The following is a 14,079-nucleotide window of genomic DNA, read 5'->3' as shown; positions in this document are numbered from 1 at the left end:
TAGCATCTAGCAGGTTGTCATCAATTAGCTTGTCATATCTACAGTGCTACATTTAGACGGTTATATTGGCGTCTTGCAATTGCAGCAAAATATCATGCACCATTTTTTTTGGGGAACTGTGACCCGTAATAACGGTGATGTCAGCAAGCTGCTGATAAATTGGGTCACGTTTACAAAACAGTTCGGTTAACTTTTGCTTAGGATTGTCTATTTGTAATAACGGTCGGTTGCGGTCACGACAAGTGCGTTCATATTGAATGTCAACTTCTGCCCGCAAATAAATGATTATACCACGTTTTAAAAAATGGTGATTTTCAGCGATAGTTACTGCCCCTCCGCCTGTGGCTAGTACGACATGATCCAGCTGGGTTAGTTTATCAAGTACACGTGTTTCGCGTTGACGAAATCCTACTTCACCCTCTTTTTCAAAAATCCAGCTAATACTCGCGCCCGAGACGCGTTCTATTTCCTGATCACTGTCATAAAACGTAAATCCAAGTTGCTGCGCCAACAGTTTACCAATTGTGGTCTTACCCGCACCCATCGGACCAATCAAAATAATTAACGGCTTAGATTGATTACACTCCATAAAAAAACCACAAATCACTCTATAATATATTGAAAACATTATACTGTGATTTGTGGCAATGCGCTATAAGACTATTTTGTTATGCAAAGCGTCTGTTGGGTTGTCAATTAATTGATACGACCCGTGTCATTCACCAATTTTGGGGTCACAAAAATCAATAATTCTTGCTTGTTATTGCTTTTTGAGGTGCGTTTAAAGAAGCGATCAACATAAGGTAAATCGCCTAAGAAAGGGATTTTAGTCACATCGTTACCTAAGGTATTTTTAAACACGCCACCGAGCACAACCGTTTGACCATCATCGACGACCACGTTGGTTTTAATCGAATCTTTAGAAACCGCTGTCGCACCATTGACGATAGTTGGTGAACCATTTTCAATACTCAAATCCATGCCAATACGACCTTCAGGGGTGATATTAGGGGTCACTTCAAGACTCAATGCCGCTTCGACAAAGCTCGTTGAGGTCGCCCCACTGGCAGAGGCTTCTTGATAAGGGATTTGTGTGCCTGACATGATTTTGGCGGTTTGTTTGTCGGCGGTTAGCACTTTTGGACTGGAGATGACTTCACCCTTGTTATCCGCTTGCATGGCTGACAACTCTAAATCTAATAGTAAATCTGAAATACTCAACAAGCCAAAGGCAATCGAACCTGCGGCGTTGGTTGCCCCCAAATTGACACTGAGGTTATTAGCGGCAGTGATACCGCTATAGACTGGATAGGTAGTACCGTCGGAATTTGTAGCTGTGGTATAAGTCTTAAGGCTATCAATGGTGCTTAAATTACCACCCACCAGCAGGTTACGATTACTTGCCGCGCCTTGTGATAAAATGCCCCATTTTACCCCAAGTTCTTTACTAAAGGTGTCTGTCGCACTCACAATGCGGGCTTCAATCATCACTTGTTTGACAGCGATATCGATTTTACTAATCAAATCACGGATGTTGCTGATGGTTTCAGCCGTATCTTTAACAATCAAGGTATTGGTTCGGGTATCGATTGTAACTGTACCTCTGTCTGTTAACAGTGAGGTATTGCTGCTCGAACGATCGGATGTTGCTCTGCCTGCTTCAATCAATGTTCGTACATTTTCTGCTTTGGCATAGTTGAGTCGGATATATTCGGTACGCAGTGGGTCTAATACTTTTTTCTCTTGTTGCGCTTTTAACTCATCGGCTTCTTGTTTGGCAAGTTCTGCCGCGGGTGCCACCCAAATTACATTACCATTAACCCGTTTATCCAAATTTTTACTTTTTAGGATAATATCTAGGGCTTGATCCCAAGGCACGTTAATCAGACGCAAGGTAATATTACCACTGACGCTGTCACTGGCAACAATATTGGTATTGGTATGTTGTGCCAACACTTCTAAAATCGTCCGCACGCTGACATCTTGAAACTCTAGTGATAAAGGCGCCCCGCTATAGGTACGCTCCTCAAGGGTCGGCTCGCGCAGACGTTTGGGGGGATCGATATTGATATTTAGCTGATTACCTGTTTGAAAGGCTCTATAGTCATAATCGCCTGTCATGGTAATACGAATCACGCCATTGCGTCCTTGGTTGGTTGCGATAACATCACGCACCAAGCCGTTACCGACGCTCATTTGTTTTTGCAGACGACTGGGAATGGTAGCGCCTGTCAGACGAATGACTAACTCATCACCCATGCGCTGCACATCCACAGGGATGCTGTCATTTACCAAATTAACGCTAATATTACCGCCGCCGTTCGAGGTGCCATTAAAATTAATCGCCGCTAGACCATCATAGTTGTATTGTTGAACAACGGCGGCAGCAGGATTTAATAAAGGATTGACTTTGACTACCATGGTATTGGCGGGTGGCGCGGCTTTTGGTGTTTGGGTCACGACGGCAACAGGTGGCGGCGTTTGCACGACCACAGGTGGCGGTGTAGCAATCACAGGCGCAGCTTCAGTCACTACGGCAGCAGGCGTTACCACCGCGGGCTGACTCACAACGGCCGCTGTAGTCACCACAGGTTTAACGATAGCTGGATTGGTAGCTGCTGTGGTTTTCGGCTGCATTGATACTACCAGGCGATTATTAATCACACGTGTACTAAAGGTCGCTTGATTTGACAACTCAATAATCATACGTGTCATACTGTCATTGGTCAGCGTGGTGATATTTTTGACATAGCCTTGGTTATAAGTTTGCATCCGTGATGCAATTTGATTATTCACATTGGGGAAATCCAACACCAATCGTGTGGGTGAGGCAAGTTCATAAGCCGTCGGCGTCACAGCACTGTTAGCGAAGTCGATATTGAGTTCTGTTAGCACAGCGCTCGGCGTGGTAACCGAGATATTTCTAATGGTATCAGCTGCAAACACACTGCTAGATACTAACATCGCACTCATCGCTACCGCAAGCTTAGACGTTGAAGTTCGAAATGGATAGGCATTAAAATTCATTGAATTATCCCTTTGTTTTATTGACTAACTGCGGCAACAATTGAGTTTGCTTTTTCGACATAGCCGACACGACTGTCTGGTATGATTTCAATTAAGTTAATTTGGGTTGGGGTAATCTCTGCAATACGCCCCTCATTTTTACCCATATAATTACCCACTTTGACACTGGCAATCCCCCCATCTGGGCGTTGCACAAGACCATACACCTCGCCAGATGATGACACCATCGTACCTTTGTAGGTAAGCTCATTCAACTCAAATTGTTCAAGTGGCTCTTTGAGTCGGGACACATCGGGTCTGACCCCTTTCATTTGCTGTACTTGATTGGCTTGCAGCATTAAACTAGGCGGCATAAATGGACTACGCAGCGGTGAAGCGCTGTAATTAAACTCTTGTACCACTTCGGGTGTCGGCGGTGGCTTTACCGGTTGCGCAGGCTGGTTACGGATGTCCTGCATTTGTTGCTCTGCCAAACCGACACGGTCGGTACAGCCAGATAACAGGGCTAATAGGGCTAAGCAAATAGTGAGCGGTTTTTTATTAATTGCCATTATTCGCTTCCTTATTGTCAGACCCAGCTGGATTTTTTTGATTATCTTTTTGTGCTTTTTTCAATTCTTCTTCAGTTAACTCTTTTGAACGATAAGTTTTAACGTTCAAAACAAGATTGGTTTCTGGTAGCTTGTCTAGGCTAGGACTAGGGTTGGCAACTTCAAAGTCATGGAGGGTAATAATCCGAGGTAATTTAGCAAGCCCACTAATGAATGAGCCAAATTGGTGATAATCTCCTAAAGCGGCAATACGAATTGGCTGCTCAATAAAGAATTCTTGGGAGACTTCGGGTTCAACTTTAATATCCTGAAATTTGACATTACTGCCCACACCAACCATATTAATGCCATCCACCAAGTCAGAAATACGGGTGTCTTTGGGTAATTGATTGAGCAGTTCTTTAAAATCAGACTGCATTTTTGATACTTGCGCCTGATATTCTTTTAGATGACGTGCTTTGGATTCTTTTTGGCGATATTCATCTAACAAGGTTTGCTGCTCGGCTTCGGCAGCGGCAATCTCATCACGTTTGGTACTAATCGGCAAAAACCAAGTTAAAAAGGCGATAACAGCAACCATAAATAGCAATACGGTAACCTTAACAGGCACAGGCCAGCTACCATAATTATTTTGGTCCAGGGATTTAAAGCTTTCGGTAAAGGCTTTAACATCAAACGATTTTTTTGCGGTAATGTGAACGGGTTTTTTGACGAGTTTCGGTCTTTTTAGCGGATTGGTTAATTTCACCGTTATTTCTCCTTACTCGCACTTGCCGCAACGCCACTTGCAGCGGTAGCACTGGCGATGTCGGTTTGCTTAACCATGGTTGTTACCACAAAAGTCACGTAATTGGCTTCTGGTAATGTTGCGCTGGTACTGCTAGCACTGATGTTACCAGCAGCAGGTGCGGGTGTGGGGGCTTGATAAGCCACCGCATTGGGCTGCTGTATACTGACCACAGCCGATTTTTCTAACCACTGCGTCCCATCAAGACTGCGCATAAATGTTGAAATCACATTCGGGTTGTCGGCTTGACCGGTAAAGGTGATGGTATCAGCTTCACGCTTCATACTGGTTAAATACATTTGTGCGGGGATAATTCTGGCAATATCTTCCCAAATACGGACAGGGACAGGGCGACGGCCTTGCAAGTCTTGAATCACTTTCATACGCGCGATGATATCATCACGCTGCTGCTCAAGGGTTTGGATTTCTTTTAACGCCTTGTCTAAATTAGCGTTTTCTTGTTTGATGCGTTCATTAGCAAGCTGCTGGTTTTCTAGGGTGTTTTTATAGTAACTCCATGCCGCAAAGGCACCAAGTAGTGATAATAATAATACCGCAACCACTAAAGTCATAAACTCACGGTTTCTTTGTTCACGAAGTTCTTGACGCCAAGGAAGTAAGTTAATCTTTGCCATTAATCAAAACTCCGTAACGCCAAGCCACAAGCCGCCATCAAGCTTGGCGCGTCCATAATCAGTAATTCAGTGTTGATATGGTTATTAATCGTCATATTTGAAAATGCATTGGCAATACCTGTGCGAGTACCAAGTTTTTGTTCAACCATGCTCGCTAGACCCGCAATGCTGGCACTACCACCGCCCAACGAGATATAGTCTACTTGGCTATTTTGGCTTGATGAAAAATAAAACTGCAGCGAGCGGGTGATTTGCTGCACAATAGCATCTAAAAATGGCAATAACACATCCGTATAGTAATCATCTGGCAATGACAGGGTGCGCTTATTAATCATCGCCTCCTCGAACGTCAAACCATAACGATTTTGAATACTTTCAGTTAACTGGGCGCCGCCAAAAAGCTGTTCACGGCTGTACACAAACTCCCCGTCTTTTGCAATATAAAGCGTGGTTTGGCTGTGCCCGATATCAATAAGGGCTATATGCTGAGGTTGACCTGGCAAGCTATCGACCATCAATTGAAAGGCGCGTTCAACTGCGTAAGACTCCACATCCACAATTTTAGTATCCAGCCCAGCCAAAGCACCCGCGTCGACACGTTGGTCAACGTTTTCAGTGCGAGAGGCAACTAACAATACCTTACACATATCAGGCGTAGCTGAAGGGCCAATCACTTCAAAATCTAAATTAACTTCTGATAAAGGATAGGGAATATATTGGTCAGCATCTAGACGTATAAGGGATTCTCGTTCAAGCTCTGTGAGATCCGCTTCCATCTCAATGATTTTGCTAATAACCGAAGAGCCTGCTACGGCTGTCGCAATATTTTTGCTGGAAAAACCTCTGCTACGAGATAATCTTGCGAGGGCGTCACTGACCGCTTCAATATCTACAATATTTTTATCAACAACAGCACCGCGGGGTAACGGTTCAATGCCGTAATTTCTTAAATGAAATAGACCTTGCTGCCGTGTTATTTCAACCATTTTGATCGCAGTGGTGGTGATATCTACCCCAACGACTAGCTTGTTGTTTTTTGTAAATAACCTCACAAGTTTGTTCCTTGTATACTAAGTTCAGTAACATGATTTTTACTACGTTACAATACTTTAGAAATTTATTTGATTCAACCTTTAGTTATGACTAATTTATTGGGTGGTTTAAAAACAAGCGAAAAGCAAAATAGATTTTTCACAGAACTCAAATTTTTTTAGGTATAATAAAGCTTTATTTTGCTTTGAGCTAATGACTTTATGACCCAGTCGACTGCTGCTACCTTTACTTGGATGAAATTTTTACTCAATCTCTTGGTTGCAATTTTAGCGTTTCTTTTTATCTTGGTATTAGCTTTCCCCATCGGTTTTTATGGTATGGCGATGTATATATCACCTAGCCTACCAAGCTTAGATGACCTTAAAAAAGCCAAGCTGTCAATGCCACTACAAATCTATACCGAGGACAACCAATTAATTGGTCAATACGGTAATGATATGTCTTTGCCAGTGAGTTATGAGCAAATTCCCAAAAATATGGTGAATGCTTTTTTAGCAGCCGAAGATTCGTCATTTTTTCAGCACAGTGGTATCAGTATTAAGGGCATTGGGCGCGCACTGACCGAAGCAGTGAGCGAGGATAGCCAAACAGGCGGGTCAACGATTACCCAGCAGGTTGCCAAAAATTATTTTTTATCCTCCGAACGTACCCTTAATCGTAAATTAACGGAGTTATTTTTAGCCCGTAAAATTGAAGAAAAGCTGTCTAAACAAGACATCATGACCTTATATGTTAATAAAATCTATTTGGGTCAAGGTGCGTATGGGATTAAAGCTGCCGCTAAGCAATATTATAGTAAATCATTAAATAACCTAACCATTGCAGAAATGGCAATGATTGCCGGTCTGCCAAAAGCGCCATCAAAATACAATCCTGTTGCCAACCCTGAGCGCGCCTTAGAGCGGCGTAACTGGATTTTGGGTCAGATGCTTAAAAATGGCGCGATTAGCCAAGCGCAACACGACGAAGCGGTTGCCGCACCCATTGGACTGCGCCTATACCAAGCAAAGCTTGATAAAAACTTACCGTATTTGGCGGAAATGACCCGTGCCTCATTGGTGGAGCAATATGGCGAAGCTGTCATCAATTCGGGCTGGCGTGTGAAGCTTACCATTAATAGCGAAGCACAAGAAATTGCAGAAAACGCCATTAAACGCGGTTTATTTGCGTATGATCGCCGCCACGGTTGGCGTGGCGCCCCTGCTAATACAAAAGATAAAGAAAAACTTGGCAAGCTTGCCAATTTCCCGGTTATCCATTCTTTTTATCCGGTTGAAGTCACCAAAGTCTATCCTGGCAATGGCTTTGATGCGGTTATGAAAAACGGTACCCAGATTAAAGTGCCTTGGTCAAACATGCGCTGGGCGACACTGCACTACCGTAATCCAAACTCAGCATTTATCTCCAACAATATCGTCAACCTGCATGATATTGTGTATGTCACATCAAATGCTGACAACAGCAGTTGGAGTTTGGTGCAAATTCCAGCCGTTGAAGGTAGCCTAGTATCGGTCAATCCAGAAACTGGCGCGTTACTTGCGGTCGTTGGTGGCTTTGATTTTAATAAGAGTAAATTTAACCGCGCCATTCAAGGCTATCGTCAGCCAGGATCAACCATCAAGCCATTAGTTTACGCCACTGCCCTAGAAAAAGGCTTTAGCCCAGATACCATGATATCTGATGATCCATTGACCGTCGGTTCCTGGAAACCCAAGAACTCAGATGGGCGCAATTTGGGGATGATTCCACTGCGTAAAGGTTTATACCTATCGCGCAACCTAGTATCGATTCGAGTGCTACGTTCAGCGGGTATCTCTGATACACGTGAGCTACTCAATGAATTTGGGTTGGAAAAAGAACGCATGCCAAACACCTTATCATTGGCACTCGGTTCTGGTGAAGCGACCCCATTACAGATGGCTACGGGCTATGCGACCTTTGCCAACGGCGGTCACCGTATTCAACCTTATTTTATTCAGCAAATTTTTGACTACAACGGTAAGCTGCAATACCAAGCCAACCCAAAACAAGCCTGTGCGGTATGTTTTAACAATGATTTACAGCAAACCAATGAAGATAACTTAACAGCATTCCAAGAACAACAAACTGCTTTGTTAAGTGGTCAAAGTAAAGACATGCAAGCAGGCGATAAAGCGACTGAAAAATCGGATTTATTCAATGCAAACCCACTGGCTAAAACCAAAGAACAAGACAATTTAGACAAACAAGATAAGAAAAAACTTAGTAAAGAAGAAGCGGCATTAGAAGCCAGCACGCAGCAAATGCTAGCACGCCAAGCGTCCCTTGAAGCGCAATTATATGATGCAGGTCCCGACACTGATAAGCTAAAAGCCATGCCTATCCAGTATATTCCAGCACAGCAAGCGCCGCGTATTATTTCTTCTAACGTGGCATTCCAAATGGCCAATATCTTACGTGATGTCATCCAGCGCGGTACTGCGATTAAGGCGCGGGCGCTAGGTCGCTCAGATTTGGGTGGCAAGACAGGTACTACCAATGATGCCAAAGATGCGTGGTTTGCTGGTATCCACCCTAGAATGGTGACGACAGTTTGGGTCGGTTTTGACCAACCGATCAGTATGGGTAAAAAAGAATTTGGTGGCGTGGCGGCGCTACCCATTTGGATGGATTTCACCTCTAAAATGCTCAAAGGTCAACCTGTAGAATGGGTGTCAGTGAATAATCGCGCCAAATCCAAAAAACAAGAGCAGGAAACCATTGAGCTCACTGACAATGGGACTAGACGCGTCGATAGTAAGGGCAATGAAATTACCAGTGATGATAGTAAACCCCCGCAAGCGGTTACCCGAAAACGCCCTGAGGAGCAAGCATCGGTGCCGATGCCCACGACGGGTAACAATATCAACTACGCGCAGTTAAATAACAATAAACCACTGAACGAATGATTTTTTAATAAACCCTAGTTAATAAACCTTAATAAAAAAGCTCGATTAATTATCGAGCTTTTTTATGGTCTTTGATAAGTATTAAGGTGATAAGTAACAAGGTAATAAATACCAAAATTGATTAAACGATTAAAACTCAATCATCCCTTCTCGCAAACTATCAATGGTATCCACCAAATCGCCGCGCCATTGGCGAATCATATCGACTGAAATATTGGTACTTGATGGACTTGCCATAACATCAATCACCGGCAATTTGGCATTTTTATTGCTTTCATCACTCTCATTTCCAAGATTTTGTGGCACAGGTTTATAGATAATTTGCTGCCATGCTTTTTCGATATCCCCCAAATAATCATTAGCTAATAGTTGCTTTAACCGCATGACTTCAGGTGATACTTGGGTTTTAGCCTCCAACGCATCACTAATTGATTGCAGACTGGGGTTTAGCATAGTTAAATTATAATAGCGTGCTACTTCTTGTAAAAATGCCAAATAGCCGCCGTACAAATGCATGAGCGCACTTTCAATATGTGCTTCCTGTAATTGCCCTTTTGGCGTCTGTTCAGCTTGCTGACAATAAATTCGGCAAAAATACATTTTTTGATTGGTTCTATCTGCTTGATAACGTGCAACACGACCTGCCATATTGTTTCCTTGGACATTTGATACGGATATTTTGATGAAAAAAAAGGCCAGTTGCAAGCACCGGCCTTTTTATGACTGATTAACGATTATTTTGCATCTTGGCTATTAAACTCTTCAGCAAATTTGTCTTCAAATGACATTGACGCAGGCTCCATGTTTTCGGCAAACAAGGTGTCTAATGCTTCTAGCTGCTGATTTTCAGTAGCTTCTGTAGCGGTGGTTTTACCGCTCTCTAGACGCTGGGCATGGTAAGCTAAACCAGTACCTGATGGTACCAAGCGACCGACAACCACGTTTTCTTTTAGACCGCGTAAGTCATCAATCTTGCCAGTAACTGCTGCCGCCGTCAATACGCGCGTTGTTTCTTGGAATGACGCCGCAGAAATAAAGCTTTCAGTTGCCAATGAGGCTTTGGTGATACCGAGCAATAAACGGTCAAACTTGACTGGGAATTTGTTTTCTTCGTCGAGTTTTTTGTTCGTGGCTACGATATCAGCGTATTCAGCTTGGTCGCCTTTAAAGTGATTTGAGTCACCGCCATCGGTAATTTCAACTTTACGTAGCATCTGACGAATAATCACTTCAATATGCTTGTCGTTAATTTTTACCCCTTGTAAACGGTAAACGTCTTGTACTTCATTGACGATGTAGTTGGCAAGCTCAGTTTCACCTTTTAAGCGTAAGATATCGTGTGGGTTTTGTGGACCATCGGCAATCACCTCACCACGCTCAACACGTTCACCCTCAAATACGTTGATTTGACGCCATTTCGGAATCAACTCTTCATGCACTTCGCCATCATCATTGGTAATGATAAAGCGGTTTTTACCTTTGGTGTCTTTACCAAAGCTTACTGTACCACTCATTTCCGCCATAATCGCATGGTCTTTTGGACGACGCGCTTCAAATAAGTCAGCAACACGTGGTAGACCACCGGTAATATCTTTGGTACCTGATGATTCTTGTGGTACACGACCTAAAATCGAACCTGTTGTTACTTCATCGCCTTCACGCACACGAATGATGGTTTGCTGTGGTAAGAAGTACACCACTTCTTTACCCTCTTTGGTATCAAGGATAATCGCAGGACGTAAATCTTTACCCGAGCTTGGGCGGTCTTTAGTTGCCAAGATTTCGTATGAGCTCATACCTGTTGCTTCATCGATTTTCATGGTAGCGGTTAAGCCATCGGTGATTTCGCTAAAGCGTGCGGTACCTGATACCTCGGTAATGATTGGATGGGTATGCGGATCCCATTTACCAATGGTTTGACCTGGGGTAACTTCGGTGCCATCAGCCACTAGAATTGACGAACCATACGGTGCTTTATAGCGCTCACGCTCACGGCCTAATTCATCAGTAATACTAATTTCTGCAGAGCGAGAAACTACCACCAAATGACCGTCGGCATGGCTTACAGATTTCAAGTTTTGGAAGCGAACAGTACCGCCTTTATTAACCTGAATGCTATTTTCCACGGCTGCGGCACTCGCGGCACCACCCACGTGGAAGGTACGCATGGTTAGCTGAGTACCTGGCTCACCGATTGATTGCGCTGCCATAACACCCACAGACTCACCAATATTGACGCGGTGACCACGTGCTAAGTCACGACCATAACATTGTGAACAGACGCCATGTGGCACTTCACAAGTAATCACTGAACGCACCCAAACTTCGTCAATACCATGTTCATCAAGCACTTTTACCCAATGCTCATCGAGCAAGGTACCCGATGGGATGGCTAATTCGCCTGTTTTATTTGACATCACATCTTTAGCAGTGACTCGGCCCAGCACTCGGTCAGCCAATTGCTCAATGATTTCACCACCTTCAATGTGTGGCTTCATCAAGATACCTTTATCGGTACCACAATCAGGCTGGGTGATAACCAAATCTTGCGCAACGTCAACCAAGCGACGGGTTAAGTAACCTGAGTTTGCGGTTTTTAGTGCGGTATCGGCTAGACCTTTACGGGCACCGTGCGTCGAGATAAAGTACTGTAAAACGCTTAAGCCTTCACGGAAGTTGGCTTTAATGGGGGTTTCAATAATCGAGCCGTCTGGTTTTGCCATTAGACCACGCATACCTGCCAACTGACGAATCTGTGCGGCACTACCACGCGCCCCTGAATCCGACATGATATAAATCGAGTTAAACGATTTTTCTTTTTCCGTTTCACCTTGGCTGTTGACAACGGTATCTTGTGATAGGTTATCCATCATCGCTTTGGCGATTTGGTCATTGGTACGTGACCAAATATCAATGACTTTGTTATAACGTTCACCCGCGGTCACGAAGCCTTGTTCAAACTGGCTTTCAATCTCACGAACTTCTGCATCAGCCGCTTCGATGATTTTATTTTTGGTAGGTGGAATGAGCATATCTTCCATACCAATGGATACACCTGACAACGTCGCTTGGGCAAAACCCAAATACATCAATTGGTCAGCAAACATGACGCTGTCTTTCACGCCCATTTTGCGGTAGCAAGAATTGATAAGGCGAGCGATGTTTTTCTTAGTCATCTCTTTGTTGACTTCTTCAAAGCTCATACCTTTTGGGGTAATATTCCAAATCAAACAGCGACCCGCAACGGTATCAACCATTTTGGTAACGGTATTGGCATTGCCTTCTTCGTCATACGTGGTTTCTTCAATACGTACTTTAATTTTGGCATTGACGCTTAAATCACCGGTACCTAGCGCGCGATACACTTCTTTCACGTTTGAGAAAGTCATGTTTTCGCCTTTGGCATTGATGTGCGAACGGCTGATGTAATACAAACCCAATACAACGTCTTGTGATGGCGTGATGATTGGCTCACCATTGGCAGGTGACAAGATGTTGTTGGTTGACATCATCAAGGCACGGGCTTCAAGTTGGGCCTCCAAAGTTAACGGTACGTGTACCGCCATTTGGTCACCATCAAAGTCGGCGTTGAACGCGCTACAAACTAGCGGATGTAGCTGAATCGCTTTACCTTCAATCAGTACAGGCTCAAATGCTTGCAAACCCAAACGATGGAGGGTCGGTGCACGGTTTAGTAGCACTGGGTGCTCACGAATCACGCTGGCAAGCATATCCCACACTGCCGGTTCTTCACGCTCAACCATTTTCTTAGCAGCTTTGATAGTGGTCGCGATGCCATTTTGTAAAAGTTTGGCATAAGTAAAGGGTTTGAACAGTTCAAGTGCCATTTTTTTAGGCAAGCCACATTGGTGTAGACGCAGGTATGGACCCACGGTAATGACCGAACGACCTGAATAGTCAACACGTTTACCGAGTAAGTTTTGACGGAAACGGCCTTGTTTACCTTTAATCATATCGGCTAAAGATTTCAAAGGACGTTTGTTGCTACCTGTAATCGCACGACCGCGGCGACCGTTGTCAAGCAGCGCATCCACTGACTCTTGCAGCATACGTTTTTCGTTACGCACGATGATGTCAGGCGCATTGAGTTCCAACAAGCGTTTTAAACGGTTGTTACGGTTAATGACGCGGCGATATAAATCATTTAAGTCTGAAGTGGCAAAACGCCCCCCTTCAAGCGGTACCAATGGACGCAAATCGGGTGGCAATACAGGTAATACGGTCATTACCATCCATTCTGGCTTATTGTTTGAATCACGGAATGACTCAAGCAATTTCAGGCGTTTTGACATTTTTTTAAGTTTGGTTTCTGAACCGGTGTTAGGAATTTCTTCACGTAACTGGTCGATTTCCAAATCCACGTCAATATCGCGCAGCAAGTCTTGAACCGCTTCAGCACCCATTTTCGCGGTGAATTCATCACCAAACTCTTCAAGTGCTTTGAAGTAATCTTCATCATCGAGCAACTGATATTTTTCAAGGGTAGTTAAACCTGGGTCAGTCACTACATAGCTTTCAAAATACAATACGCGCTCAATATCACGCAAAGTCATATCAAGTAGTAGACCAATACGGCTTGGTAATGATTTTAAGAACCAAATATGTGCAACTGGGCTTGCCAGCTCAATGTGACCCATACGCTCGCGGCGTACTTTGGCAGCGGTCACTTCAACGCCACATTTTTCACAGATCACGCCTTGGAATTTACGGCGTTTGTATTTACCACACAAGCATTCGTAGTCTTTAACAGGTCCAAAAATTTTGGCACAAAAAAGACCATCACGTTCTGGTTTGAAAGTACGATAGTTGATGGTTTCAGGCTTTTTAACTTCCCCATGCGACCAAGATTTGATGGTATCAGGTGAGGCAAGAGAAATTTGAATGCTGTCGAACTCTTGGTTACCAGAGTCGGCAGGGCTTTTCATGATGTCTAATAAGTCTTTCAAACTGCTTCTCCATCGATTAAATTGAAGGTCGCTACAGATTGACTTTCAATTTAAGGTTAATTTTTATTCGTTTGTCATTAAAAAGGTAAACTATTGAGTTTGAGTATGGCGACGTTACTAAAGTCACCATAC

Annotated in this window: 9 protein-coding genes; 1 reads left to right on the top strand and 8 read right to left on the bottom strand. The window is 43.8% G+C overall.

Annotated features, from left to right (window positions below):
* Positions 1–52: 52 nt before the first annotated feature.
* The 6 genes from RTS09_RS07840 to RTS09_RS07815 form a co-directional block, all read right to left on the bottom strand.
* Positions 53–589 carry a shikimate kinase gene (locus RTS09_RS07840; protein WP_312535838.1) on the bottom strand — a complete coding sequence of 179 codons (537 nt, stop codon included), beginning with the start codon at positions 587–589 and terminating at the stop codon, positions 53–55.
* 107 nt (positions 590–696) lie between these two features.
* Entirely contained in the window at positions 697–3,027 is a 2,331-nt protein-coding gene (gene pilQ / locus RTS09_RS07835; protein ID WP_312535835.1) for a type IV pilus secretin PilQ, read from the bottom strand.
* Between the two features lie 17 nt (positions 3,028–3,044).
* Positions 3,045–3,578, bottom strand: a complete 534-nt coding sequence (locus RTS09_RS07830; protein WP_203171548.1) for a pilus assembly protein PilP — start codon at positions 3,576–3,578, stop codon at positions 3,045–3,047.
* Complete coding sequence (locus tag RTS09_RS07825; protein ID WP_203171547.1) at positions 3,568–4,326, bottom strand: type IV pilus inner membrane component PilO; 759 nt, start codon at positions 4,324–4,326, stop codon at positions 3,568–3,570. The genes RTS09_RS07830 and RTS09_RS07825 overlap by 11 nt, the downstream gene beginning before the upstream one ends.
* Positions 4,327–4,328: 2 nt before the next feature.
* Positions 4,329–5,000 carry a PilN domain-containing protein gene (locus RTS09_RS07820; RefSeq protein ID WP_209391456.1) on the bottom strand — a complete coding sequence of 224 codons (672 nt, stop codon included), beginning with the start codon at positions 4,998–5,000 and terminating at the stop codon, positions 4,329–4,331.
* Positions 5,000–6,052: a pilus assembly protein PilM gene (locus RTS09_RS07815; RefSeq protein WP_312535832.1), complete on the bottom strand. Its 1,053-nt coding sequence runs from the start codon at positions 6,050–6,052 to the stop codon at positions 5,000–5,002. Before RTS09_RS07815 ends, RTS09_RS07820 begins: the two co-directional genes overlap by 1 nt.
* Before the next feature lie 201 nt (positions 6,053–6,253).
* Between RTS09_RS07815 and RTS09_RS07810 the strand changes: the two genes are divergently transcribed.
* Positions 6,254–8,980 (top strand): penicillin-binding protein 1A, encoded by a 2,727-nt coding sequence (locus tag RTS09_RS07810; RefSeq protein WP_312535830.1) that lies wholly within the window; start codon positions 6,254–6,256, stop codon positions 8,978–8,980.
* Between the two features lie 129 nt (positions 8,981–9,109).
* Here the strand turns inward: RTS09_RS07810 and RTS09_RS07805 are convergent, their stop codons facing one another.
* Together RTS09_RS07805 and rpoC are read right to left on the bottom strand one after the other, a co-directional pair.
* Positions 9,110–9,628, bottom strand: coding sequence for a DUF6586 family protein (locus RTS09_RS07805; protein ID WP_050323998.1), 519 nt, complete (start codon positions 9,626–9,628; stop codon positions 9,110–9,112).
* Between the two features lie 86 nt (positions 9,629–9,714).
* Positions 9,715–13,947, bottom strand: a complete 4,233-nt coding sequence (gene rpoC / locus RTS09_RS07800; RefSeq protein WP_312535827.1) for a DNA-directed RNA polymerase subunit beta' — start codon at positions 13,945–13,947, stop codon at positions 9,715–9,717.
* Between the last annotated feature and the right edge of the window lie 132 nt (positions 13,948–14,079).

The organism is Moraxella sp. CTOTU47618 (assembly GCF_032017425.1).
Lineage (GTDB): Bacteria > Pseudomonadota > Gammaproteobacteria > Pseudomonadales > Moraxellaceae > Faucicola > Faucicola tetraodonis.
The sequence above is the reverse complement of the archived record's forward strand: the minus strand, read 5'-3'. Positions and strand labels throughout refer to the sequence as shown.

What these genes read in the sequence shown, in the direction of transcription:
- RTS09_RS07840 (WP_312535838.1), bottom strand. Translation starts at nt 589, where the DNA reads ATGGAGTGTAATCAATCTAAGCCGTTAATTATTTTGATTGGTCCGATG.
- pilQ (WP_312535835.1), bottom strand. Translation starts at nt 3,027, where the DNA reads ATGAATTTTAATGCCTATCCATTTCGAACTTCAACGTCTAAGCTTGCG.
- RTS09_RS07830 (WP_203171548.1), bottom strand. Translation starts at nt 3,578, where the DNA reads ATGGCAATTAATAAAAAACCGCTCACTATTTGCTTAGCCCTATTAGCC.
- RTS09_RS07820 (WP_209391456.1), bottom strand. Translation starts at nt 5,000, where the DNA reads ATGGCAAAGATTAACTTACTTCCTTGGCGTCAAGAACTTCGTGAACAA.
- RTS09_RS07810 (WP_312535830.1), top strand. Translation starts at nt 6,254, where the DNA reads ATGACCCAGTCGACTGCTGCTACCTTTACTTGGATGAAATTTTTACTC.
- RTS09_RS07805 (WP_050323998.1), bottom strand. Translation starts at nt 9,628, where the DNA reads ATGGCAGGTCGTGTTGCACGTTATCAAGCAGATAGAACCAATCAAAAA.